We start from the raw sequence: 20,958 nt of genomic DNA on the forward strand, positions 1-20,958 counted from the left end.
GATCGCAAGACACTCAATCCCACGGCTCCATCTCGTCCCATGCCGGTGAGCAACACCCCTAATCCTTGTCCCGGCCAGTTTTCAGCCAAACTTGTAAAAAAAACATCCACAGAGGGACGATAGGGATTATCCTGGGGATGTTTAGTATAGCCGAGGGTGCGATCGGGACGCATGAAAAGATGATCATTAGTTCCGGCAACGATAATTTTACCCGGTTCTAGTGTCATTCCCACTTGAGCCAACTCAACTTTTAACCGGGTTTGCTGGGATAACCACTGGACAAAACTGGCGGAAAACTGCACATCGATATGTTGGACGATCGCCACCGATACTCTAAAATCCTGGGGTAACTGAGACAAAATCTTGGCCAGGGCCGTGGGACCTCCGGTAGAAGCTCCGATGGCAACCAGGGGGGGATAGGGTTTATTCGTAGAACAAGACTTAACCGGAATCAGACTTTTGGGGTTTTTGCTAACAGGTTTACCCAGTAATTTATGAATCGTCCTAATTTTTTCCAGGAGGGTTTCTCCCCCTTCGGCAGTTCCGTAGTGTCCGAGAATCGGCGTAATCACGACATCGAGCGCCCCATATCCGAGGGCTTCAAATACTTTAGGTAAATGAGTGTTAATGCTAGAAGTCACCAGCAAAATCGCACAGGGACAATGACGCATAATCTGGCGAGTTGCCTCTACCCCATCCATCACAGGCATGAATACGTCCATTAAAATGAGATCCGGTCGTACTGAGGCACATTTATCGAGGGCTTCAGCGCCATTTCGGGCAACCCAAATAAGTTCGTAGTCAGGCACTGATGTTAAGACGCGCCGTAAGGCTTCTATTGCCAACAGCATATCATTAACAATAGCAATTTTCATATAGAGGGTGAGGTATAGTGACGAGCAAATCCCGAAATTTTTCCTATTATATCTAAATTTACCCATTTTTATCAAATTATTTTTTAATAAATAACTTATTCCCGGGAAGATTTTGATTGGAAATAAAAAAATAACGTAACCCATTCAGAAATAAGAGGCACTTGATGGCCGAAATTTCCCTCAGTTGGGAGTCGGCATGATTGTGCCACGCTGCTCCAGAAGGCACCCAAGCTGGCCGACTAGAAAGGGGTTCTTTCACAGGGGTTTCAAAAGAGGAATCGGCGGGTGTGATCCCAGGGTTCGCCTCCACCTCAGCAGAGTCAAATCTCATCTGGGGTCCCAATCATATCAATGACGGCATTTAAAAATGTATCATCATGAAAACTGCTTTTTGTCAAGTAATAATTTGCCCCGGCTTCTAACCCTAATAGTCGGTCCTCTTCCCGGTCCTTGTAAGAAACAATAATCACCGGAGTAGACTTCAATTTTGCATGACTTTTAAGGTGGTTAACCAGTTCAATCCCATTCATTCGGGGCATATCTACATCGGTAATAATCAGGTCATATTCCCCGGTTATTGCTGCATTCCAAGCATCAGCTCCATTAACAGCAACATCGACCTTGTAGCCTTTATTTTGTAACAGTTTTCGTTCCATTTCTCGGACAGTAATTGAATCATCGACTACGAGAATTTTTTGATGATGTTTGGACTCTTTGACCTGGGCATCCTGAGTGATTTGACTTAACCGTCCACTACTCACAAGTAGATCAAGCGATCGCACCAAATCTTCTACATCAATAATTAAAACCAGAGTTCCATCTTCCATTAATGCTGCCGCACTAATATCCCGAACCTTGCCCAGACGGGGGTCTAGGGGCCGGACTACTAAATCTCGCTCACCGAGAAAGCGATCAACCACCAAGCCATAATAGTTCATGCGATCGCTCAGAACAATCACCGATAACAACTCATCATTGAGGGCACTCTGTTCCAATTCCAGAACTTGATGAGCACTAACCAGACTAATATTTTGACCATTAAGCGTAAAATACTGCCGGTTTTCCACCACAAAAATATCCCCACGGTGAATCTGAACAATCCGATCAATTCGGGTGAGGGGAAACCCGTAGGGTTCGGAAGAAATTTCGACTAATAGGGTGCGAATAACCGATAGGGTTAAGGGCAACTGGAGATGAAACCGGGTGCCTTTTCCCAGTTCAGACTGAGCACGCAATAACCCGCCAACCTCCTGCATCATTCCCTTAGCAATATCTAACCCAACGCCCCGGCCAGAAATTTCAGTCACCTCAGTTACAGTGGAAAAGCTGGGTAAAAATAAAAATTCCATTAGTTCAGCTTCAGTGAGCTGATGGGCGAACTCGGGATTTACCAATTGATTGGCAATCACCTGTTGCCGGACCGCTGCTAAATTGATGCCTCGACCATCATCAGAAATGGTAATTAATAGCATTCCACCGCGATGAACTGCTTCGATTCGTACCGTTCCTTCGGGGGTTTTTCCTTTCTCAATCCGTTCGCTAGGAGATTCTATCCCGTGGGCGATCGCATTTCGCAAAATTTGAGTTAACGGCGCTTCTAGCTTCTCTAAAATATCGCGATCAACCTTAGTTGCTTTGCCCATTATTTCAAATTTTACGGACTTCCCCAGTTGTTTAGCTAAGTCTCGCATCATGCGAGGAAAGCCCGTGACACCTTCAGAAAAAGGTCTCATGTGACTATCAATCACTTCCCGATAAAGGCGGTCAGATAGGTTGGAAAAACGACGGGCAAATAATTCAAGCTCATTGATGCGATTATTAAGAATTTTCAAGCATTCTTTTTCTTGAATTCGAGCTGTTTCGAGATGATTTTTCGTCGTTTGGTTCGGGTGATATTCGCTCAATGAGCTTTCTAATTTTTCCAGGGTTTTTGATAATTGTGTCTGGTGTTTTTTAAGTTTGAGTAGGGAATCGGCAAAGGGTTGTAACCAATTGGCTTCAATTAAGGACTCCCCAGCGAGACCCATCAATCGATTTAAGTTGTCTGCACTTAATCTAACGACCCGATCGCCACTGGAACTAGAGGACGAGGGGGATTGGTCCCTGATTGGTTGAGGGGGTTCAGGTTCAGGAAACGGCACCAGGTTCGGGTCAGGCGGGGGTTCAACCGGGGTGAGATTCGCTGCTGGGGTGGGTGGGGGTTCCGGATGGTGAGACCCCGGTTCTGGGGTGGGTGGGGGGATTGCGGGGCGATCGCCTAGGGTCTGAGGTTCAGGGTTAGCCCGGGGTTGGTCTTGCACAGTCCCTGGGGAGGCGATCGCCTGAATTTTGCTGGCGATTAGGCCAATTTCCGGCTGATGTTTCTGCATCCAACCTGTTAACTCGGGTTCCTTAACTTTCCCCATACTCAACAGCAGATCAACTCCGGAGAGCAGAATATCAATATGGTCGTCTGAAACCGTAATTTGGCCTTCCCTAGCGGCTACAAAATAGTCCTCCATCACATGAGCGATCTGGACTGCCTCATCGAGCTGAACGATGCGGGCCGCACCTTTAATCGAATGAGCACCCCGCATTAATGCTTCGAGTTCTTTGCCGGACTGGGTATGATTTTCTAGCCCTAATAAATTTTCGTTTAATAGGGCAGCCTGAGTTTCGACCTCCATTCCGAATAAATCCAGCATGGATAAATGGCTTAAATCTAGTTCATTTTTGCTCACAAAATCCTCCGTTTCAGGGTAGAAAACACTAACTCTTCATCGAGGTAATTTATTTTTTTGTTTCGCCAATTTACAATCCATTTTGTATAACTAATGGGAGCTTTTGAAACTACCGATGGGACTTCTTCAATCAAATGGCGATCGCATCGGTGAATGCCCTCAATTTCATCTACGGAAAATACCCAGATATCTCCTTGAATATTAACGACCACCATTCGAGAATAAACCACCCGAGTCAAATCCCCTTGCTGGTTTAACAGTTTCGGATGAGTGCCTTGCCGTTCTAACCCGAGGAGATTGCTCAGAGAAATGCAGGGCAAGAGTTCCCCGCGAATATTCACCAAGCCCAGCAGAATTTCGTTGCTCCGGTGGGGTAAAGTATGAATAGGACTAGGCGGAGTGATTTCTTGGAATGTCGAGGCTGCCAGTGCTAACCATTCTGCTCCCAGGCGAAAAATAACCAGAGAAAGCGGGTCAAAGAATTCTGCCGTCGCTCGTTGGAGTTGAGGAAGGGTATTGCGATCGCTGGTTACGGGTGTTGGGGTTTGAGCGAGTAAATTGGTCCATTCAGCGCGGTAGTTTTCTGGAGCGTCCCGTTCCAATAAATTGCGGCCTGCACGGGTATAAACGGAGCAGTTTCGGCAATGGATGACTGTATTAAGTTCAGCACAAGAGCGATCGCCCTGTATTCCGATTTCGTTCCAGCACTTTTCAATCATAGAGCCAGCTTAAATGAATGAATGAGAGAATTTTTTAAAGAAGGGGAGCATCTCAATTTTGCCTAAAAACCGATCTGACCTCTCCCCCCTGCCCCCCTCCCCTGCAAGGTCCGGGGGAAATTGACGCCTTTCTCCCCCGGACCTTGAAGGTCCGGGGGCTGGGGGGTTAGGTCTCTTTTCAAAATTGAGATGCTCCCTAAAGAAGTGATAGCCAGATGTTCGGTGATGAGGAGTAGGATAATCACAGCATCCCTCTCCTTAAATTATATTTTTGACCCCTAAACGGGGTTTACCCCACCCTAACCCTCCCCTTGCCAAAGGGAGGGAACCGGAGGTGGCTACCCACTGATTTAAGAGCATTTCTGCGGGGAAATATCTGCGATCGCCTCTTAAATTTGCACCTTGAAAAACGAGATTTCTCGTTGCAATCCTTGAGCGGCTTCATTTAATTGCTCGATCGCCCGATTGGTATCCCGCAGAGATTGGGCCGTTTGTCGGGATGCTTCACTCAATTGAACCATCGCATCACTAATTTGTTGAGCGCCTTCGGATTGATCCTCCATGCCTTTTGTTACCACATCAAATCGGGGAGTTAGACCTTGAACCCGCTCGATAATCTTACCAATTTGGCCGCTAATGGTGCGAACATCCTCGACTCCTCGGCTGACTTCGGTCGTGAATTTATCCATTTCCATCACCCCTGTGGAAACAGCAGATTGCATATCTTTGACCATACTTTCAATATCCAAGGTGGCGATCGCAGTTTGGTCCGCGAGTCGGCGAATTTCTCGGGCAACCACGGCAAAACCCGTGCCATATTCCCCCGCTTTTTCAGCTTCGATCGCCGCGTTGAGAGAGAGCAAATTGGTCTGATCCGCCACCTTAGTAATCGTGGTTACCACGCTATTAATATTATTGGCTTTTTCGCTAATCACGCCCAATTTGGCGGAAATTGAGGAGGTAGCATTGGCTAATTGACGCATGGTGGTTTCCATGCGAACGATTTCCTGTTGGCCGGTTCCCGCTGCGATCGCCGTTTGTCCGGCGAGTTCCCCGACTTGATCCATCGTTTTGACTAATTCGCCAGAGGTAGCGGCAATTTCTTTGGCCGTCGCTACCACTTCATTCGTAGAAGCCACTTGTTCCGTCACCGTCGCTTCTAATTGTTTACCGGATGCGGCAATTTCGGTCGTGGAACTGGTGATTTGAATTCCCGAATGTTGGACCTGACGAATTAAGGAATTTAACTTTTGGGTCATCTGAGAAAAAGCAACCGTTAATCTACCAATTTCATCCTGGGTTTCCGTCACCGTCACCGTCGTGGTCAAATCTCCCGAGGAAATCTTTTCCGCGACTCGAACCACCCCGACAATTTTGGCTCCGAGGGGTTTGGCGATCGTCGTGCTAAAATAAAAGCCAAAAACGATGGCAGTCAAGGGACCTAGGAGCATTCCCAGCAGTACCCAAAAACTACTTTGGGCAACATCTTCTTCGGCATCTTTAAGCACTTGGGATGCCAAGGCTTGATTGTATTCAACGACCTCTTCCAGGGTATTTTCTGCCGCTTGATAGGCCGGAATATTGCGGCGACTGCGTTGGTCATTCAGACCTTGAAGTACCTCGGCAGCCGCTCTAGCATTGGCCATTTGGGGGCTATTGCTTTGACCAGTTTGCCATAATTGGAGCTGGGCTTCCCAGGGTCGAAAAATGCCGTAGGCTTCAAATTCTTGATTCAGTTGCAGGAAGTTTTCATGGATTTGTCTCCACTGATTCCACGCTTCTATAAACTGATTATAAATGCGAGTTTCTTCTGGGTCTTTATCGATGATATTGTTGTATTCTGCAAATCCTTGATTAATTTGTTGCCATGCTTTATTGATTCTTTCTTTGGCGTCAGTTCTGCCTTCATTGAGACTAAGAGGATTGAGGAGCAATCGTTCTGAAGATTGAATTTGGGTCTGACCTTCTTTGATTTTCCATAAGGCGATCGCGCTCGGCATAGCGTTACCTGTAATGGTATTCATGCGATTACTTAACCGATAATTACCCCCCCACCCGACTAGGGCTACGGTTAATACAATTAAGCCCATAAATATAAAAGCCGCAAGCATTCGAGCTTGCAAGGAAAGATTCCGAAACATTCTGTTTTTCCTTTGATGTTGAGATAGTTTAGAGGGGAGCATCTCAATTTTGCCTAAAAACCGAATCTGACCTCTCCCCCCTGCCCCCCTCCCCTGCAAGGGGAGGGGGAAATTGACCTATTTCTCCCCCGTACAGCAAAGACATTCATTCCTTATACCTCCCTCTCCTCTTAGGGGAGGGCCGGGGAGGGGTGGTCCGGGGGCTGGGGGGTTAGGTCTCTTTTCAAAATTGAGATGCTCCCGTTTAGAGTGGCCCGTTTATCCTTAATCCCTGAATGATTGAGTGCTATTCCCCCTGAGATTTTAGGAGTCTTTGGATTCGCTGCCGAAGGGCACAGGCATGGGTGAGATCTCCATGAGATTCTTTGAGTAGGAGTAGATGCATCAAGGCTTGATAGTGGTGGGGTTCGAGGTAAATGGCTTTCTCCCAACATTGTTCGGCACGCTCATAATGCCCCATTCCTTGGAGTATTTCACCTAACAAGACATAAGCATTGGCATCGGTGCGATGTTGACTGAGGTAAGTTTCGCATAGCTGTGCCGCTTCATTCAATCGTCCGAGATCGGCTAGATGCCTAGCCTGAATCAGAGGGGACTGAGGGATTCGCGGAGGGGGGGAGGGTGCGCTAGGGGCGATCGCCCACTCGGATTGAGGATGTTCTCTCCTTGGTTCTGGGACCTGTTCTGACACATAGACAGGTTTGGATTTGCTTGGGAATCGAGACGGGGATCGAGGTTTCTGGTACTGGAGAACCTGAGATGTAGAGTGTTCATCGGCATTCGGGGGGACAAAAAAGCGCGCTCTTCCGTCGCTTGTTTGTCGCTTGCGGTAGGCAGAAGTCATGGAATGGCGCAGGGAGATGAATCGCTTCTCAATCATTGGTCCGGCTTCGGCAGACCCGACAAAGAGCAGTCCTGTCGGAGATAATAAGCGATTTAATACTTGCATGGCGCGATCGCGAGCAGCCGGTTCCAGATAAATTAATAAGTTACGGAAAAATATGATATCATAAAGTGGTTTTCCATATAAAAAAAGTGGTTCTAAAAGATTGCCGTGGATAAAATTTACGGTCTCCTTAACTGCTGGGGAAAGTTGATATCCGTGAGGGGTTTCCTGAAAATAGCGGTCGCGAAAGCCCAAATGTTTACCCCGAAATGAATGCTCTCGATAGAGACCCTGTTTGGCTTTCACTTGGGCTTGTTTACTAATATCAACCGCGTCAATGACAAAATTGCTCGGGGGTAAACCCGCATCTAGGAGCATCATCGCGAGGGAATAAGGTTCTTCTCCCGTTGAACAGGGAACACTTAGCAAGCGCAAGATAGCTTCCGGATGGGTGGGTAACCAATCAAAAAGAACGTGACGACGGAGAAATTCAAAGGATTCAGGCTCCCGAAAAAACCAGGTTTCTGGCACAACAGTCTCCTCGATTAGTGCCTGTAATTCTTGAGGGGAACAGAGCCATACATCGAGATAATTCGCCATAGTTTCAACCCCACAAACCTCCATCCGCTCTCGAACAGCCTTGGCGATCGCACGGGAACCGAGGGTTATGGGGTCTACTCCGATAGTTTTTCTAAGTTTACGCTCAATTTCGTCCAAAACCATTGCTATTCAGTCTCCCCAATTGGCAATAGGAATACTTGTGCTTGCTGCGAAAGTAAAGACTCCAAGCGCAACTGCTGGATTGTCCCTTCTTTATCCATGATGATTTTGCCCAAATATGCGGCATTTTCTAAGCGAATCGCCTCTTCCTTAAATTGAGATTCTAGGACATTCACCGTATCAGTCACTCGTTCTGCCATTAACCCTATCAGTCGCGAATTCTGGTTGGTTTGCTGATAATTAACCAGAATAATCCGAGTGCTTAAGCAATGGCGAGAGCAACTGCCTCGAATCAGATGACACAGATCCAGAACAGGAACAATGCTCCCTCGGTAATTAAACAATCCCGCCATATATTCCGGGGAGTGGTATAGTTTTCTCAACTCTACAAGGGGAATGACTTCTACGACCTGGGAACAGCTTAGGGCATACCGATCAGGCCCGACATAAAACAACAACATTAACATCGTTTAACTTGAGCCTAATCCGGCACAATAGGAATGGAGAATAGAAGATATAGCAGATCCTTTATCAGTTGTGGAATGCCCTCACCCCTTTCTCGTCGGCGGCCCAAAGGGGGAGAGGGGATCTATAATATGTCATAAATCATTTAGGATTGCTATAGATATATCTTCAATTGTAGCGTTCCCCCCATTCAATCTGAATCCTAGATTGATGGCGAAGGGCGAGAGATTTATCAAGAAACCCGGTTTCTCAACCCCTACCCTGGAGCAGAAACCGGGTTTCTCGCCTAGATTGATGGCGAAGGGCGAGAAATTTTGTTAAGAAACCCGGTTTCTCAACCCATTGAGTCTTGGGGGTTTAAACTTTAGTGATATAACCCTTATCTTTGAGATATTCCAGCACCTTGGCGATACTTTCTGGCTCGGTTTCGTCTTTGGTAGAGCATACAATATCCGGGTTGAGCGGAGCCTCATAAGGGTCATCAATGCCGGTAAAGTTTTTGATTTCCCCGGCGCGAGCTTTTTTGTAAAGCCCTTTGACATCGCGTTCTTCGCAGACGGCTAGAGGCGCATTCACATAAACCTGAACGAAGTCACCAATGCGATGGCGGACTTCTTCGCGGATTTCACGGTAGGGGGCGATCGCTGATACCAAAACGATCACCCCATTGCGGGTTAATAAATGAGAGACGAAACCGATGCGGCGAATATTTTCATCGCGGTCTTCTTTACTAAAACCTAGCCCCTTCGTCAGGTTTTGCCGAACGATATCTCCATCGAGAACTTCGAGTTGATATCCGCGCGATCGCAGTTCTTTCTCTACCCCCTGGCTAATGGTAGTCTTGCCTGCACCGCTCAAACCTGTAAACCAGACCGTGACACCACGCTGTTGCATTTTGACTTAACTCCAGATATTGTGCAATGAACGATTGTTTCTCAAGCACCCTTTAAGGCTTTTCGATTGTACAGAAATTTGTCCCCGCTGTTAAATCAGTAATTCGGGGATCACGGATTGGGTTGAGAGAGCCTTTGAGGGTTCAATCTTCAGGAATCCATTCTATGGGACAGTCTAGAGTTTCAATCAGGGGACCTAGAGCATGGGAACCACTGACGAAAATTTTCTCGGGTCCTGGGCTCGGCAACCCACTGAGATAACTGCGGATTCCTGCCTCGTTGAGTTCAGTTTTCACCGTGATTCCGATAGAAAGGGCACGACGAGACACTTCCTCTAAAATATCTGAGGCTAATGCGCGATATCCTTCCATCATCGAGATTTGCAAGGTCCGACGGGACCCAATTCCTAACCAACCATTTTCTCCCAAGTCTCGCATCAGGTCATCGAGCGCCTCGGGATCGATGATAAAGGTCACCCTGAACAGGCAATCAGTTTGTTTTGCTTCCTCAAAGGCGAGATGGAGGGCTTTTTCATACCCATACGGGTTGGTTAATACGAGTAAAATTTCTGCCATGTCAACCCCTCAATCCGACTAAGGGCCAATAGAATTGGCTAATGCCCAGGAACACCACAATCGAAATAATATCGAGCCAGACTCCCCAGCGCAGGACCGCCAGAGGACGAACATAGCCGCTACTCACTGCGATCGCCAAGGCGGGGGTACTCACAGGCAACATAAACCCCAAACCAGCGGGAATCACCACCCCCAGGGTCATGGCACGGGGTTCGATTCCGTATTTTTCAGCCAAGGCTAGGGCTACGGGTAGAATGACGGCTACGGCAGCAGAATTGCTCATAAATTCAGTCATGAGAAGGGCGATGATCGTGACGGCGGCGAAGATTAGGAGGGGGGACTCGATGCCAAACCCCAAAAGGAGTTGGGTGAGTGCGGAAGCGGCCCCGGTATCATTGAGTGCGGCAGATAGGGCGATCGCACTCCCGTACATGATAAAAATCCCCCAGTTGACATCTTCTTCGACTTCCCCCCAATTTGCCACTCCCAGAATAAAGGTTAAGATGACTCCCAACAAGGCGATTACATCTAAACCCCAGCGATCGCCCAGGGTCATCCATAACAAAATGGTCACAATTAAGATTCCTGCCGTCATGATTTCCCGATGAGAAATCTGACCGAGTTGCTGATTGCGCTTTTCTAGAAACCGTCGCGCTGCTGAGAGGGAGACTTGTTCGCTTTGTCCCACTCCCTGGAGGACGAAAAAGGCGATGGGTAACAGCACCAGCACCACTGGAGCCACAAACAGGGTCCACTGGGCAAAGGAAATGGTTTGACCTGTAGTATTTTGGAGAATCCCCAAGGCTAGAGGTCCCCTCGCCCCCCCGAGTAGGGTGGTATTTGAGCCAATTACAACGCCCCAGGCGAGGGATAAAAAGGCTGCAACCCCAAAGCCTTTCCCAGGTTTGGCTCCAGCGGCCCGCACTACTTCCAGGACAATGGGAAATAACATGGCTGCCACGGCATGAGCACTAATAAAACAGGACATCAGGGCGGAAAGTCCTAAAATGGCCCCGAGAATCTGGCGCTGGCTGTTCCCGCATCGGGTGACCACTGCTAAGGCGATCCGGGTACTCAGTCCCGATCGCATGATTGGACTGGCGAGAATGAAGGCCCCGAGAATGAAAAAGACTGCCCGATTGCCAAAATAGGCGTATGTTTCCTGGGCGGAAATTGCTCCACTAAAGGGCAGTAAGAACAGGATGACGATCGCCGTTACGGGTAGGGGGAGCAGGGTGGTTCCCCAGGAAAAGGCGGCCAACCCGAAGACGGCAAAGGCTCGTTGTGCACTGGGTTCAAACCCAGGAAGTGGGATGAGTAAGAGGGTGACATAAATCGCTACGGCAATTAAGTAGCCGATCCAGCGATGTTGAAAGAGTTGCGATCGTTGCAATAAGGCGCTGATGCGCTCGGAGATAAACCCAAAATACTGTTTTAGGCCCATGTTTGGTATTAAAAGGGGTGAAGCGCGGTTTGGATGGGAGTGGGTTGAAGTCGCCGGCGATCGCAGAGGACAATCCAGAAGGCTTGATTAGCAAGAATGGGGGATTTTGGACACATTCAGGCTATTATAGGCGATCGCATTCCCGGTTCTAATTATTTTCGCCCTATGGCATGAGATAATCAAAGAAATAATCAAAGTATTTTGAAGGTGACCGGCGCTACGGGTACGGGGGATTTGCTGCAGTAGGACCCTCCAAGCCGACCTCAACCCATTATTACGAAGGTGCTGTTTATGGTTCGTTTGAGCGATCGCTCGTTTGACATCCTCCGTGCCGAAATCGAAAAATCCAGTGGGACCGATCCCGCCAGCGAAATCCAGCAAAGTATGGCCCTCAAGCGCTTAGAAAAACTTCGCCTCCAATCGGGAGACCCCGTGACTGCTGGCGAAATTCAAGAACTTTTAGGGGATATTTATCCCAAGTTTGATGAACAAATCTTGCAGGCGGCAGAGAAGGCGAACCGTCCCCCAGGACCTTTGAATGCTCTCAAATGGTTGCCTGTAGCAATGACTGGGGTGGCAGGAGTCGCCGCAGTGATTTGGGTGCTAAATCTGCCCTATCCGATGATTCGCCGTCCGGTTTCTAAGGCGATGCCGGTGGTGTTGCTGCCGAGTTTTATCAGTATGGACCATAACTATCGCCAAGCGATTTCTCTGATGGAACAGGCGGATCAACTGGTGAACAATGCCACGAGTCGGGCGGATTTTGACTTGGGAACGGAAAAAGTCAAGGGGGCGCAAAAATCCCTCGATCGCCTGCCGGTGTGGTTTTTGGGGTATTATCCGGAACGGTATTGCAGCTTTTTTGGTTGTAGCTGGCGCTTTAGCGTTGATGAGTTTGAGACGGCGCGCAAGGCGATCGGACGGATGGAAGCGACTCTGTTTCAGCAACAGAATGCTCAGACTCAGCTTTGGGAAGTGGAAACGGCGCTGAATAAGGCGAAACAGGACTATCAACAGGCAACGAATCTGACTCAGAAACAGCAGGCGATCGCGGCGTGGCAGTCGGCAATTGATCAGTTGGTGGAAATTCCCCCGGCAACCTTGGCTAGTGAGATGGCGCAACCGAAGCTGAGGGCGGCAATGCGAGATTTTGAGCAGGTGGTGGGTTCAGCACAGGGGAGTTTGCAAACGGCGACGACGATGGATGCGGCGAAGGCATTTGCGATGCAAGCGGCAGTCGCCTCCCAAAATCCTCCTCATTCTGCGGCACAGTGGGAGCAAGTTGAGCGATTGTGGGATATGGCGATCGCCCGTCTGGAACGGGTTGAAGCGGATGCGCCCGACTATTTGGAGGTTCAGCAAAAACTGGCGGAATATGAGGTGAATCGCGGGATTGTGGCGACGCGCTTACAGGCGCAACAGGAGTCTGTGCAAACCCTCAACCAGGCAAAAGAGGCGATCGCCGATTGGCAGGAGTTGGCACGAGTTGAGCAGGATCGTCTCGACTGGGGGAGACTCTCTGGCGACTTACGCAAAATTATCACCCAATTGGAACAAATTCAAGCCGGAACCACTGCCTCCGCAGAAGCTCAAGAGTTGCTGAAATTTGCCCGAGACAAAGATAAGCAATTACAGCCGTTTTAGGATTGACCGGCGAGGGGGGCTTACCTCCTTGCCACGAACAAGGTGCGTGAGACAAACGCCTAACGCACCTTGAGTTTTAAATATTGGCAATAATCATCGCGATCATTATACCCCGCTTGTTCTATGGAGCAGACGGAGCCGGTTCAACGATTTGTACGTCTACTTTGACATCTTTGACCCCAAGAATTTCCCGGGATAAAGTCGGGATCGACTCATATTCTTGTTGGGTAGGAACCGTTCCAGTCACGGCAACCATCCCATCTTCGGCGATGACGGCCAATTTACCCCGAGGTATATTCGCCTCTAACTTGCTGCGAACTTCACTAGCGAGGTCGCTATCCGCACGCTCGGTGGGATCTCCTATCACATCGTTTCGTTGTTCCCTTGCCCGAATATCGCTATCGAGTTGCGCACGGCGCGTATCATTCCGGGCATCTTCGTAGGTTTCTTCTACTTGAGCCGGTTCATCTACGGTTCCATCCGGGGTGACAGGAGCGTCAGCACTGGTTCGTGCTAAGTCCTGACAAGCACCGGCACCAAATAAAACTGCAAGTCCAAGTAAGAAAGGAGTAATCTTTTTCATCGTTATTTTCCTGATTTTTTTTACGTTTAGGGTAGATGTGCGATTCGGTTTTGATGGGTTAAACAATCTACTTTTGATCGGTTCTTACCCCCTCTGAATCGCCCCAATTGAAATTATTTGTTTAAATTTCTCGGGTGAAAACACAAGAGTATTGACGGCTGGAACCCTGTAAACTCATCAATCAAGGCCAAGGGTTCCAGCCTCATTCTTGGCTTAGAAAAAAGAAGAAGTTTAGCGCCGGATATCCCGTTCGGTCGTATGGTCAACGACCTTAACAACATTATCCTCATAGACGACATCGCCATCGGTGCGAACCACATCCCGTTCCCGTTCAACCACGGGGGTCTGATGTTCCACCACGGTTTCTTGATGACGAACGACATCGTTTTGATGATGCACATCCTGGGTATGGTGAGCGTCATACACGCCCCATTCTTCGATGCCACCCCGATTTAAAATGGTGTCAGCGCGAGCGATATCGGCTTCGGTCCCGTCTACAATCACTAAGTAATCCCCACGAGCAACTCGCTCATGATAAACTCGGGCGCGTTCTTCAGGAATTCCCAGGCCAACTAAAGCACCAATTAGGCCCCCAGCCGCTGCACCTACCGCTGCACCACCTACGGTGGTTGCCAACGCGGTTGCCGTTGCACCGGCTAACATGATAGGACCAATGCCAGGAATGGCAAGTGCGCCCAAACCAACGAGCAAACCCGTAATGGTTCCGATCGCCCCACCTGTCGCTGCACCTACCGCTGCGCCTTCATCAGCTTTGTTGCCTCGGTCGTCTCCATGTAGGTCATCAGAGACTGGACTATTTTCATCTTTGGCAATCACAGACACGCGCTCCATTGGGAAGCCACTATCTTTGAGTTCCCGCAATGCGCGTTCAGCTTGGGTTCGAGTTGGAAATGTACCAACTGCTCGTTTTTGGTATGTTAAAGCCATGTTTCCTCCTGTTTGAAAAATTTTGTTTGGAAAAACTACATATCTTTCAGTCTTACTTATCAATTACATCACGGTTGCCGGGGAGATTCATCCCTCGAAAGGATGAACTTACGAACTAACTGGCGATCGCGCTCAAAGGGGTCGGGTAATATTCCATACCCGAATGCTACTCAGGAATTGGGCGATCAATCGCTACAGTTTTTCCCTAAATTTGGCGATGGGGTCTCTACCCCTATTGAGAGATTAACCGGCGATCGGTCAGACAACCGTCGGGGGTTCAAACCCTAGCCCTGAATTGGTGGTAAATTTGATGACGAAAAAGAGTGATGGAATGTAGGGGTAGGGTCTCCAAACCCTCTTGATGTAGTGGTAGGGTCTCCAAACCCTCTACCGCGAATCCCCCAAAAACTCAGGCGTTTCCAACACTGTCACCGAAACCAAGGGAGTCACATTAAAATCTTCCCGCAAAATGTGAGCCTGAATCTCCTGTGTCAGACGACTGCGAATCTCTTCTGTAGACACATCCACTCCCTCTTGACGCTGCACATAAACCACCGCCAGTAGCGTATTCTGTCCCGAAATACTGGGCCGAGGAAACCGCACATTTCCCTCCACCAACTCCGCCAACTCGCTATTTTCGACCACTTGCTTTATTTCTGCATTAATCCGTTGTACACCACTAGAGCGTTGAAAATCTGGAGACTCAGAAAACTGCAAAATCAGCAACGCCATCAGTCCAACAGTCGTCACACCCATCGAAATCGGAAACAGTTTTTTCGTCCCGCGATCGTATCTTGCACCCCGGGGTTTTAATCCAAATACCCGGAAAATAATGGCGGCGGATAAATTAATTCCGAATAATTGCAACAACAACAAAAATAACCCATTGACAATCATATCCCAGCGCCCCAGGGGAATCGACATCCCGATAATTCCCGCAGGGGGAGACAGGGAGGCAGCAACCAACATTCCGACTGATGCCCCTGCTACCAAACTGCTGCGTTCCGATTGCACTAAATTTAAGGCCCCAGCAGTTCCTGCAGCTAATGGCAGCAAAATGGCGATCGCGGAAATTTGAGAGTTTTCCACCATAAACGGGGTGGCGATGTCTTGCTGCATGATTAAACTCAGGAAGGCTGTCACGGCAATCAATACCGCCAAGGCACTAAAATAACGCAACAGACTCCGTTTGAGCAGGGTTTTATCCCCTCGTGCCGTGGCGATCGCCACATTCATCGCCGGACCCGCTAACGGTGCAATCAGCATAGCGGCAATCAGTAAAAAGCTGCTATTGGTAAATAACCCAATCCACACAACCACCCCTGCCAGGGCCGCATATCCCAAAAATCCCCTCCAAGACCCCACACTCTGCAATCCCCCCAGAAAAACCTCAATGGGACTGCGTTCCTCGACCTCTGTCACCTGATCCGGGGCCTCCGAGGTTGGCGGATGCAGGGGCATCATTCCTCGGGGAATTAAGGTGACTGCTAGGTTTTCAATAGATTCCAACTCACCCAGCAACCCTTCCACTTTGCCATTGGAAACGTGCAAAAAAACGACATCCACTGGGCCTTCTGGGTCCGTTGCCTCGAACTGGATTAGATTAGTGGCATCATAACCCTGGGCAATTTTTACGACTTCTCTTCCGTAACCCTGCGGGACGCTGATTTGTAATTGACGCATATTCCCCTGGATTCTTCATGAATTTTTTTCTCAGCCTAACGTAAGCCAAGGGGAACCTGTCGGTACAATAGATCCTAAGTCCCCTTGCCTTGCGCTTCTGTTCTATGAGCTATTGCCTCAATCCCCATTGCAAGAAGCCTTACAATCCAGATAACGCCAAGTTTTGTCTGAGTTGTCGTTCTCCGTTAGGGCTTAAAAATCGCTATCGCACCATTCGCCCCCTCGGGGAAGGCGGGATGGGACGGACTTTTTTGGCCCTGGATCAGGACCGCCTCAATGCCCCCTGTGCAATTAAGCAATTGTTACCAGCCCCCGAAATCCAGTCCGACTCCCAGGCAATGGCAAAGGTGACGGAGTTATTTGAACAGGAAGCGCGGCAATTGTTACTGTTGGGGGAACAACATTCGCAAATTCCGGCCCTGTTAGCTTATTTTGAACAAGATAAACGCCTGTATTTGGTGCAGCAGTTTATTGAAGGACAAACCTTGTGGCAGGAAATGCAACGGTTTGGGGCGTTCAAAGAGGAACAAATTCGCCAGTTGTTGTTAGATTTGCTGCCGGTATTACAGTTTGTCCATGAACGGCAGGTGATTCACCGGGATATCAAACCGGCAAATATTATCCGTCGGGAGGATGGCAGGCAATCATCTGGGGGTCAGTTGGTGTTAATTGATTTTGGCATTGCCAAACAACTGAATTCAGACGGGGGAAAAACTGGCACAAGGGCGGGTACGGAAGGATATGCGCCGCTGGAACAACTGCGCGGGGGTCGGGCATTTCCGGCGAGTGATTTGTATAGTTTGGGGGTGACTTGTATTCAGTTGTTAACGGGGATTTCTCTCGATCGCCTCTATGATCCGGTGGAGTCGCGGTGGTTGTGGCAGTCGCACTTACAGCAAATCGGCTCCACTGTGAGCGATCGCCTCGCCGCCATTCTGAATCAGATGATCCAAGATTCCATGAAAGCCCGCTATCCCTCTGCTACAGCGCTTCTCCAGGACTTGAATCCCGCAGGCAGTCGGAGTTTTCCTGGGGCAGTCACCCCCTTTGTTCCCGCAGTTCCCACTCCACCAACGGTTCCTACGAATCCCCTGCTGGAACAGTTACAACGCCAAACCTGGGAGTGTGATTCCACTCTCACCGGACATACTGCCTCTATCAAAACTGTCGCCCTCTCCACCGACGGTAAAATCATTGCTTCCGGCAGTGAGGATAAAACTATCATCATTTGGGACCGTAATACGGGCAAAGTCCTCCATACCCTCACCCAACATTCCGGCGCAGTTACCGCAGTTGTCATTTCCCCCGATGGCAAATTGCTGGTTTCTGGGAGTACGGATAAAACGATTAAATTCTGGCAATTACCCACAGGCTTTTTACTTCGCACTCTCACCGGACATACTGGGGCTATTACTGCCCTCACAATCACCCCCGATGGCAAAACTTTAGTCAGTGGTAGCGCTGACAAGACTCTAAAACTCTGGGATTTGCGGACTGCACAATTGCAACAAACCTGGGAGGGACATACGCAAGCGGTTTCCTGTCTCACTTGCTCCCCTGATGGCAAAATCATCGCCTCCGGCAGTGACGATCGCACGATTAAACTCTGGAGTCTGCGGAATGGGACGGTGAAAGCAACGCTAACGGGACATCAGGAACGGATTGAGGCAGTGGCGATCGCCTCCGACAGTCAAACTCTCGCCTCCGGCAGTCGGGATAAAACCATCCAAACCTGGCAACTGAATACCGGCACCAGATTAGCCACCCCCAAAGAACATTTAAGCGGATTTCAGGCGATCGGTTATCTCCCCTTACCCCCTACCCTAAATCTCCCAGAAGGTCATATTTTAGTCAGTGGCAGTGAAGACAAAACCCTGAAAATTTGGCATCAAGAAACGGGCAACCTCATCCACACCCTTACGGGTCATAGTGATAGTATAACCTGCTTGGCCTTGAGTTTTGACGGTCAGACCATTATCAGTGGCAGTCCTGATAAAACTCTCAAAATTTGGCAGAGTTTAAACCCTTAAAATTATAAACTTAAATTGATATGAACCATTGTTTAAATCCAACTTGTAAACAACCGAAAAACCCAGACGGGAATAAATTCTGTCAAACCTGCGGTTCTAAACTCTTGCTACGAGACCATTACCGCGCCTTAAAAGCGATCGGCAGTAGCACCTATAGCCGCACTTTTTTAGCTATTGATGAAGATATTCCCTCCAAACCCTTCTGTGTTATCAAGCAATTTTTTCCACCCCAAACCGTCAGCGAAGCCCAAAAAGCAGCGGAACTTTTCCAGCGAGAAGCGGTGCAATTAGACCGACTGGGACAACACCCCCAAATCCCTAGACTTCTGGCTTATTTTGAACAAGATAACCATCAATATTTAATCCAAGATTTCATGGAGGGAAAAACCCTTGGGGAAGAACTAAAACAGTCCGGTACTTTTTCTGAAACCCAAATTTTCACCTTCCTCAAACAAATCTTACCACTGCTGCACTTCGTTCACAGCAATCAAGTCATTCATCGGGATATCAAACCGACGAATATTATTCGCCATCCCTCCGTTACCGAAGGAAATATGGAATCAGAAACCCATTTGAATTCCTTGGCGTTAGTGGGATTTAGTGCGGTTAAAAGTGTCGCAAATAAATCCACAATTGGCAACGCTACCATCATCGGTAGTCCCGAATATACGGCATCAGAACAGTTGATGGGAAAACCTACCTTTGCCAGTGATTTATATAGCTTAGGGGTGACTTGTATTGAACTGTTAACCCAAAGCAGCCCGTTCAATCTCCGACATGGGAATCAGTGGGAATGGCGACAATATCTCAGCCGTCCGGTGAGTGCGGCATTAGGCAAGATTCTGGATAAATTGCTGCAAGATAAAGTCAGTCAACGCTATCAATCCGCCCAAGAAGTTTTACAAGACTTGGAAACTTTGCAACCGAGGGAATGGAAATGTGTTGAAACCTTTACCTCGGGGAGTCGCATCCGCTGCGTGGCAGTTAGTCCGGATAGTCAAATGATTGCCAGTGGTAGTGAAGAGAATCGCATCCAATTATGGTATGCTGGAAGGGGAAAGTCGGGGGAACAATTGGGGAATTGGCTATCGGGACATTCAGGATGGGTACAGACGGTTGTTTTTAGTCCCAATGGGAGATTGTTAATTAGTGGCAGTTGCGATCGCAGTCTGAAAGTATGGGATTTAGGCACTGGAAAACTGGTGCGATCGCTGGTAGATTGGTTCGCACCTCATAACGGCTGGATTAATACAGTTGCCATCAATTCTTCCGGCACAATTTTAGCCAGTGGCAGTACAGATACAACAATTAAACTGTGGAATATCAGTACCGGGAAACAATTTGCAACCTTAACGGAACATCAAGGAACCGTAGAATCCGTTGCCATTTCTGCCGATGGCAAATTATTAGCCAGTGGCAGTGGCGATCGCACCGTAAAACTGTGGGAATTATCCAAGGGAAAAGCTGTGAGAACCTTCACGGGACATCAGGATATGGTGCGATCGGTTACCTTCAGTCCCGACAGCCAAATTCTCGCCTCGGGCAGTCGAGATAATACCATAAAATTGTGGCAGGTGAATAGCGGCGAACTGTTAGAAAGTTTAACCCATACGGATTGGATTGAGACAGTGGCATTTAGTCCGCAGTTGCCCTTAGTTGTAGGAGGAACTCGCAACGGTGCGATCGGCTTTTGGAATCCCTATACAGCAGAGGAATTAAATGTAGTGCAAGCACATTCGGCATCGGTAACCTCGGTGGTATTTACACCCAATGGCAGGGCAATTATTAGTGGTAGCGCCGATGGCAGTATTAAACTCTGGCAAGTAGCCAACAGCGGGGTTTAAAGCCCCGCCTGTGCTCAATTCAGGTTGCGATCGCCCCATGCGGAGTTAGGCTCATAAACCCGGGTTTCTCGGACAACTCCGCTTACGGAGTGCGAGCATATTGCTCGCTTTTTTATCTTAAAAAAAGCAGAATTATGAAAGAATTCAAATCAAGCCGGGGTGATTGCCAATTGTTCTAATCATACCGATACTTCGAGATGAGCATCGGTTCGGACTGTTGATTTAAACCCAACATTATAGGGGCAGTTCATGAACCGACCCTATAATTAAACGAACGAATTTAAACTCGTTTGATTCCTTAGCCTTCGTTTCCAAATCGTTGGACTAATTCATCCCGCGAAAGCGTTAGGACGAACCGAGTTAACTCTTCAACAGGTAACTGTAAAAGTGGCTCAATTGTTGAGGACAATTCCTCATCTATTTCCCCAAATCGAACCCGGAACGAGTTTTCGATGAAGGTCCTCCGTTCTTCCTGGCGACCTTCCTGGCGACCTTCCTGGCGACCTTCCTGGACTGCTTCTGCTCGCCACTGGTGATAAGCTGGTGATAAGTTCATAATTAACTCCCGATTCTCTTCATCTTGATTTTGCCTCAGTTGGACATTGATGCGCCAGTTTGAGAGGATTTCTAGCAAGTTGTTTCGGAACGGATTCCCTATTTTAAGGGTTAGCAATTCGTTGATGGCTTGTTCTTGGGTGGTCCCTCGGCCTAAGACTCTCAACCACAGGGTATTTGTGTTGACGGGTAATTGGTCGATCGCCACCAATGCGGTCCTCTCAAATTCTGAC

General features: G+C 48.5%; 17 protein-coding genes. 4 read left to right on the forward strand and 13 right to left on the reverse strand.

The window, feature by feature from the left end; genetic code table 11:
* The 9 genes from cheB to J0895_RS05300 all read right to left on the reverse strand — a co-directional run.
* Positions 1–875, reverse strand: an 875-nt coding sequence (gene cheB, locus J0895_RS05260) for a chemotaxis-specific protein-glutamate methyltransferase CheB (protein WP_207087069.1), incomplete at its 3' end; no start/stop codon positions are given.
* Between the two features lie 320 nt (positions 876–1,195).
* The gene (locus J0895_RS05265) at positions 1,196–3,595 is read right to left on the reverse strand and encodes a response regulator (RefSeq protein WP_207087070.1); all 2,400 of its coding nucleotides are present in this window, start codon (positions 3,593–3,595) and stop codon (positions 1,196–1,198) included.
* Positions 3,592–4,314 (reverse strand): chemotaxis protein CheW, encoded by a 723-nt coding sequence (locus J0895_RS05270; protein WP_207087071.1) that lies wholly within the window; start codon positions 4,312–4,314, stop codon positions 3,592–3,594. Before J0895_RS05270 ends, J0895_RS05265 begins: the two co-directional genes overlap by 4 nt.
* Positions 4,315–4,703: 389 nt before the next feature.
* Entirely contained in the window at positions 4,704–6,455 is a 1,752-nt protein-coding gene (locus tag J0895_RS05275; RefSeq protein ID WP_207087072.1) for a HAMP domain-containing methyl-accepting chemotaxis protein, read from the reverse strand.
* 286 nt (positions 6,456–6,741) lie between these two features.
* Positions 6,742–8,064, reverse strand: a complete 1,323-nt coding sequence (locus J0895_RS05280) for a CheR family methyltransferase (protein ID WP_207087073.1) — start codon at positions 8,062–8,064, stop codon at positions 6,742–6,744.
* Positions 8,065–8,066: 2 nt separating this feature from the next.
* Positions 8,067–8,528 (reverse strand): chemotaxis protein CheW, encoded by a 462-nt coding sequence (locus J0895_RS05285; protein ID WP_207087074.1) that lies wholly within the window; start codon positions 8,526–8,528, stop codon positions 8,067–8,069.
* A gap of 355 nt (positions 8,529–8,883) precedes the next feature.
* The gene (gene cysC, locus J0895_RS05290) at positions 8,884–9,420 is read right to left on the reverse strand and encodes an adenylyl-sulfate kinase (RefSeq protein WP_207087075.1); all 537 of its coding nucleotides are present in this window, start codon (positions 9,418–9,420) and stop codon (positions 8,884–8,886) included.
* A gap of 142 nt (positions 9,421–9,562) precedes the next feature.
* Positions 9,563–9,994 (reverse strand): hypothetical protein, encoded by a 432-nt coding sequence (locus J0895_RS05295; protein WP_207087076.1) that lies wholly within the window; start codon positions 9,992–9,994, stop codon positions 9,563–9,565.
* Between the two features lies 1 nt (position 9,995).
* On the reverse strand, positions 9,996–11,438 hold the full coding sequence (locus tag J0895_RS05300) for an SLC13 family permease (RefSeq protein WP_207087077.1): 1,443 nt from the start codon (positions 11,436–11,438) through the stop codon (positions 9,996–9,998).
* A gap of 291 nt (positions 11,439–11,729) precedes the next feature.
* On the opposite strand from J0895_RS05300, the gene J0895_RS05305 reads away from it, so the two are divergent.
* Positions 11,730–13,082: a hypothetical protein gene (locus J0895_RS05305; RefSeq protein WP_207087078.1), complete on the forward strand. Its 1,353-nt coding sequence runs from the start codon at positions 11,730–11,732 to the stop codon at positions 13,080–13,082.
* 121 nt (positions 13,083–13,203) lie between these two features.
* Here the strand turns inward: J0895_RS05305 and J0895_RS05310 are convergent, their stop codons facing one another.
* The gene (locus J0895_RS05310) at positions 13,204–13,665 is read right to left on the reverse strand and encodes a BON domain-containing protein (RefSeq protein WP_207087079.1); all 462 of its coding nucleotides are present in this window, start codon (positions 13,663–13,665) and stop codon (positions 13,204–13,206) included.
* A gap of 231 nt (positions 13,666–13,896) precedes the next feature.
* Positions 13,897–14,613: a general stress protein gene (locus J0895_RS05315; protein ID WP_207087080.1), complete on the reverse strand. Its 717-nt coding sequence runs from the start codon at positions 14,611–14,613 to the stop codon at positions 13,897–13,899.
* A 102-nt stretch (positions 14,614–14,715) separates the two neighbouring features.
* On the opposite strand from J0895_RS05315, the gene J0895_RS05320 reads away from it, so the two are divergent.
* Positions 14,716–14,901 carry a hypothetical protein gene (locus J0895_RS05320; protein ID WP_207087081.1) on the forward strand — a complete coding sequence of 62 codons (186 nt, stop codon included), beginning with the start codon at positions 14,716–14,718 and terminating at the stop codon, positions 14,899–14,901.
* A 99-nt stretch (positions 14,902–15,000) separates the two neighbouring features.
* Here the strand turns inward: J0895_RS05320 and J0895_RS05325 are convergent, their stop codons facing one another.
* On the reverse strand, positions 15,001–16,296 hold the full coding sequence (locus J0895_RS05325; RefSeq protein ID WP_207087082.1) for a DUF389 domain-containing protein: 1,296 nt from the start codon (positions 16,294–16,296) through the stop codon (positions 15,001–15,003).
* A 104-nt stretch (positions 16,297–16,400) separates the two neighbouring features.
* Between J0895_RS05325 and J0895_RS05330 the strand changes: the two genes are divergently transcribed.
* Together J0895_RS05330 and J0895_RS05335 are read left to right on the forward strand one after the other, a co-directional pair.
* The gene (locus J0895_RS05330) at positions 16,401–18,326 is read left to right on the forward strand and encodes a serine/threonine-protein kinase (protein WP_207087083.1); all 1,926 of its coding nucleotides are present in this window, start codon (positions 16,401–16,403) and stop codon (positions 18,324–18,326) included.
* Between the two features lie 20 nt (positions 18,327–18,346).
* A complete protein-coding gene (locus J0895_RS05335) occupies positions 18,347–20,170 on the forward strand; it encodes a WD40 repeat domain-containing serine/threonine-protein kinase (protein ID WP_207087084.1) in 1,824 nt (607 codons plus the stop codon).
* Between the two features lie 298 nt (positions 20,171–20,468).
* Here J0895_RS05335 and J0895_RS05340 read toward each other — a convergent pair.
* Positions 20,469–20,958: RpnC/YadD family protein (locus J0895_RS05340; RefSeq protein WP_479724795.1), on the reverse strand; the 490-nt coding region annotated here is incomplete at its 5' end.

The organism is Phormidium pseudopriestleyi FRX01, assembly GCF_017313335.1.
GTDB classification, from domain to species: domain Bacteria; phylum Cyanobacteriota; class Cyanobacteriia; order Cyanobacteriales; family Laspinemataceae; genus Laspinema; species Laspinema pseudopriestleyi.

Excerpts from the sequence above, each read along its gene's own strand:
- J0895_RS05270 (WP_207087071.1), bottom strand. The coding sequence starts at position 4,314 with ATGATTGAAAAGTGCTGGAACGAAATCGGAATACAGGGCGATCGCTCT.
- J0895_RS05275 (WP_207087072.1), bottom strand. The coding sequence starts at position 6,455 with ATGTTTCGGAATCTTTCCTTGCAAGCTCGAATGCTTGCGGCTTTTATA.
- J0895_RS05280 (WP_207087073.1), bottom strand. The coding sequence starts at position 8,064 with ATGGTTTTGGACGAAATTGAGCGTAAACTTAGAAAAACTATCGGAGTA.
- J0895_RS05285 (WP_207087074.1), bottom strand. The coding sequence starts at position 8,528 with ATGTTAATGTTGTTGTTTTATGTCGGGCCTGATCGGTATGCCCTAAGC.
- cysC (WP_207087075.1), bottom strand. The coding sequence starts at position 9,420 with ATGCAACAGCGTGGTGTCACGGTCTGGTTTACAGGTTTGAGCGGTGCA.
- J0895_RS05295 (WP_207087076.1), bottom strand. The coding sequence starts at position 9,994 with ATGGCAGAAATTTTACTCGTATTAACCAACCCGTATGGGTATGAAAAA.
- J0895_RS05300 (WP_207087077.1), bottom strand. The coding sequence starts at position 11,438 with ATGGGCCTAAAACAGTATTTTGGGTTTATCTCCGAGCGCATCAGCGCC.
- J0895_RS05305 (WP_207087078.1), top strand. The coding sequence starts at position 11,730 with ATGGTTCGTTTGAGCGATCGCTCGTTTGACATCCTCCGTGCCGAAATC.
- J0895_RS05310 (WP_207087079.1), bottom strand. The coding sequence starts at position 13,665 with ATGAAAAAGATTACTCCTTTCTTACTTGGACTTGCAGTTTTATTTGGT.
- J0895_RS05315 (WP_207087080.1), bottom strand. The coding sequence starts at position 14,613 with ATGGCTTTAACATACCAAAAACGAGCAGTTGGTACATTTCCAACTCGA.
- J0895_RS05320 (WP_207087081.1), top strand. The coding sequence starts at position 14,716 with ATGAACTTACGAACTAACTGGCGATCGCGCTCAAAGGGGTCGGGTAAT.
- J0895_RS05325 (WP_207087082.1), bottom strand. The coding sequence starts at position 16,296 with ATGCGTCAATTACAAATCAGCGTCCCGCAGGGTTACGGAAGAGAAGTC.
- J0895_RS05330 (WP_207087083.1), top strand. The coding sequence starts at position 16,401 with ATGAGCTATTGCCTCAATCCCCATTGCAAGAAGCCTTACAATCCAGAT.
- J0895_RS05335 (WP_207087084.1), top strand. The coding sequence starts at position 18,347 with ATGAACCATTGTTTAAATCCAACTTGTAAACAACCGAAAAACCCAGAC.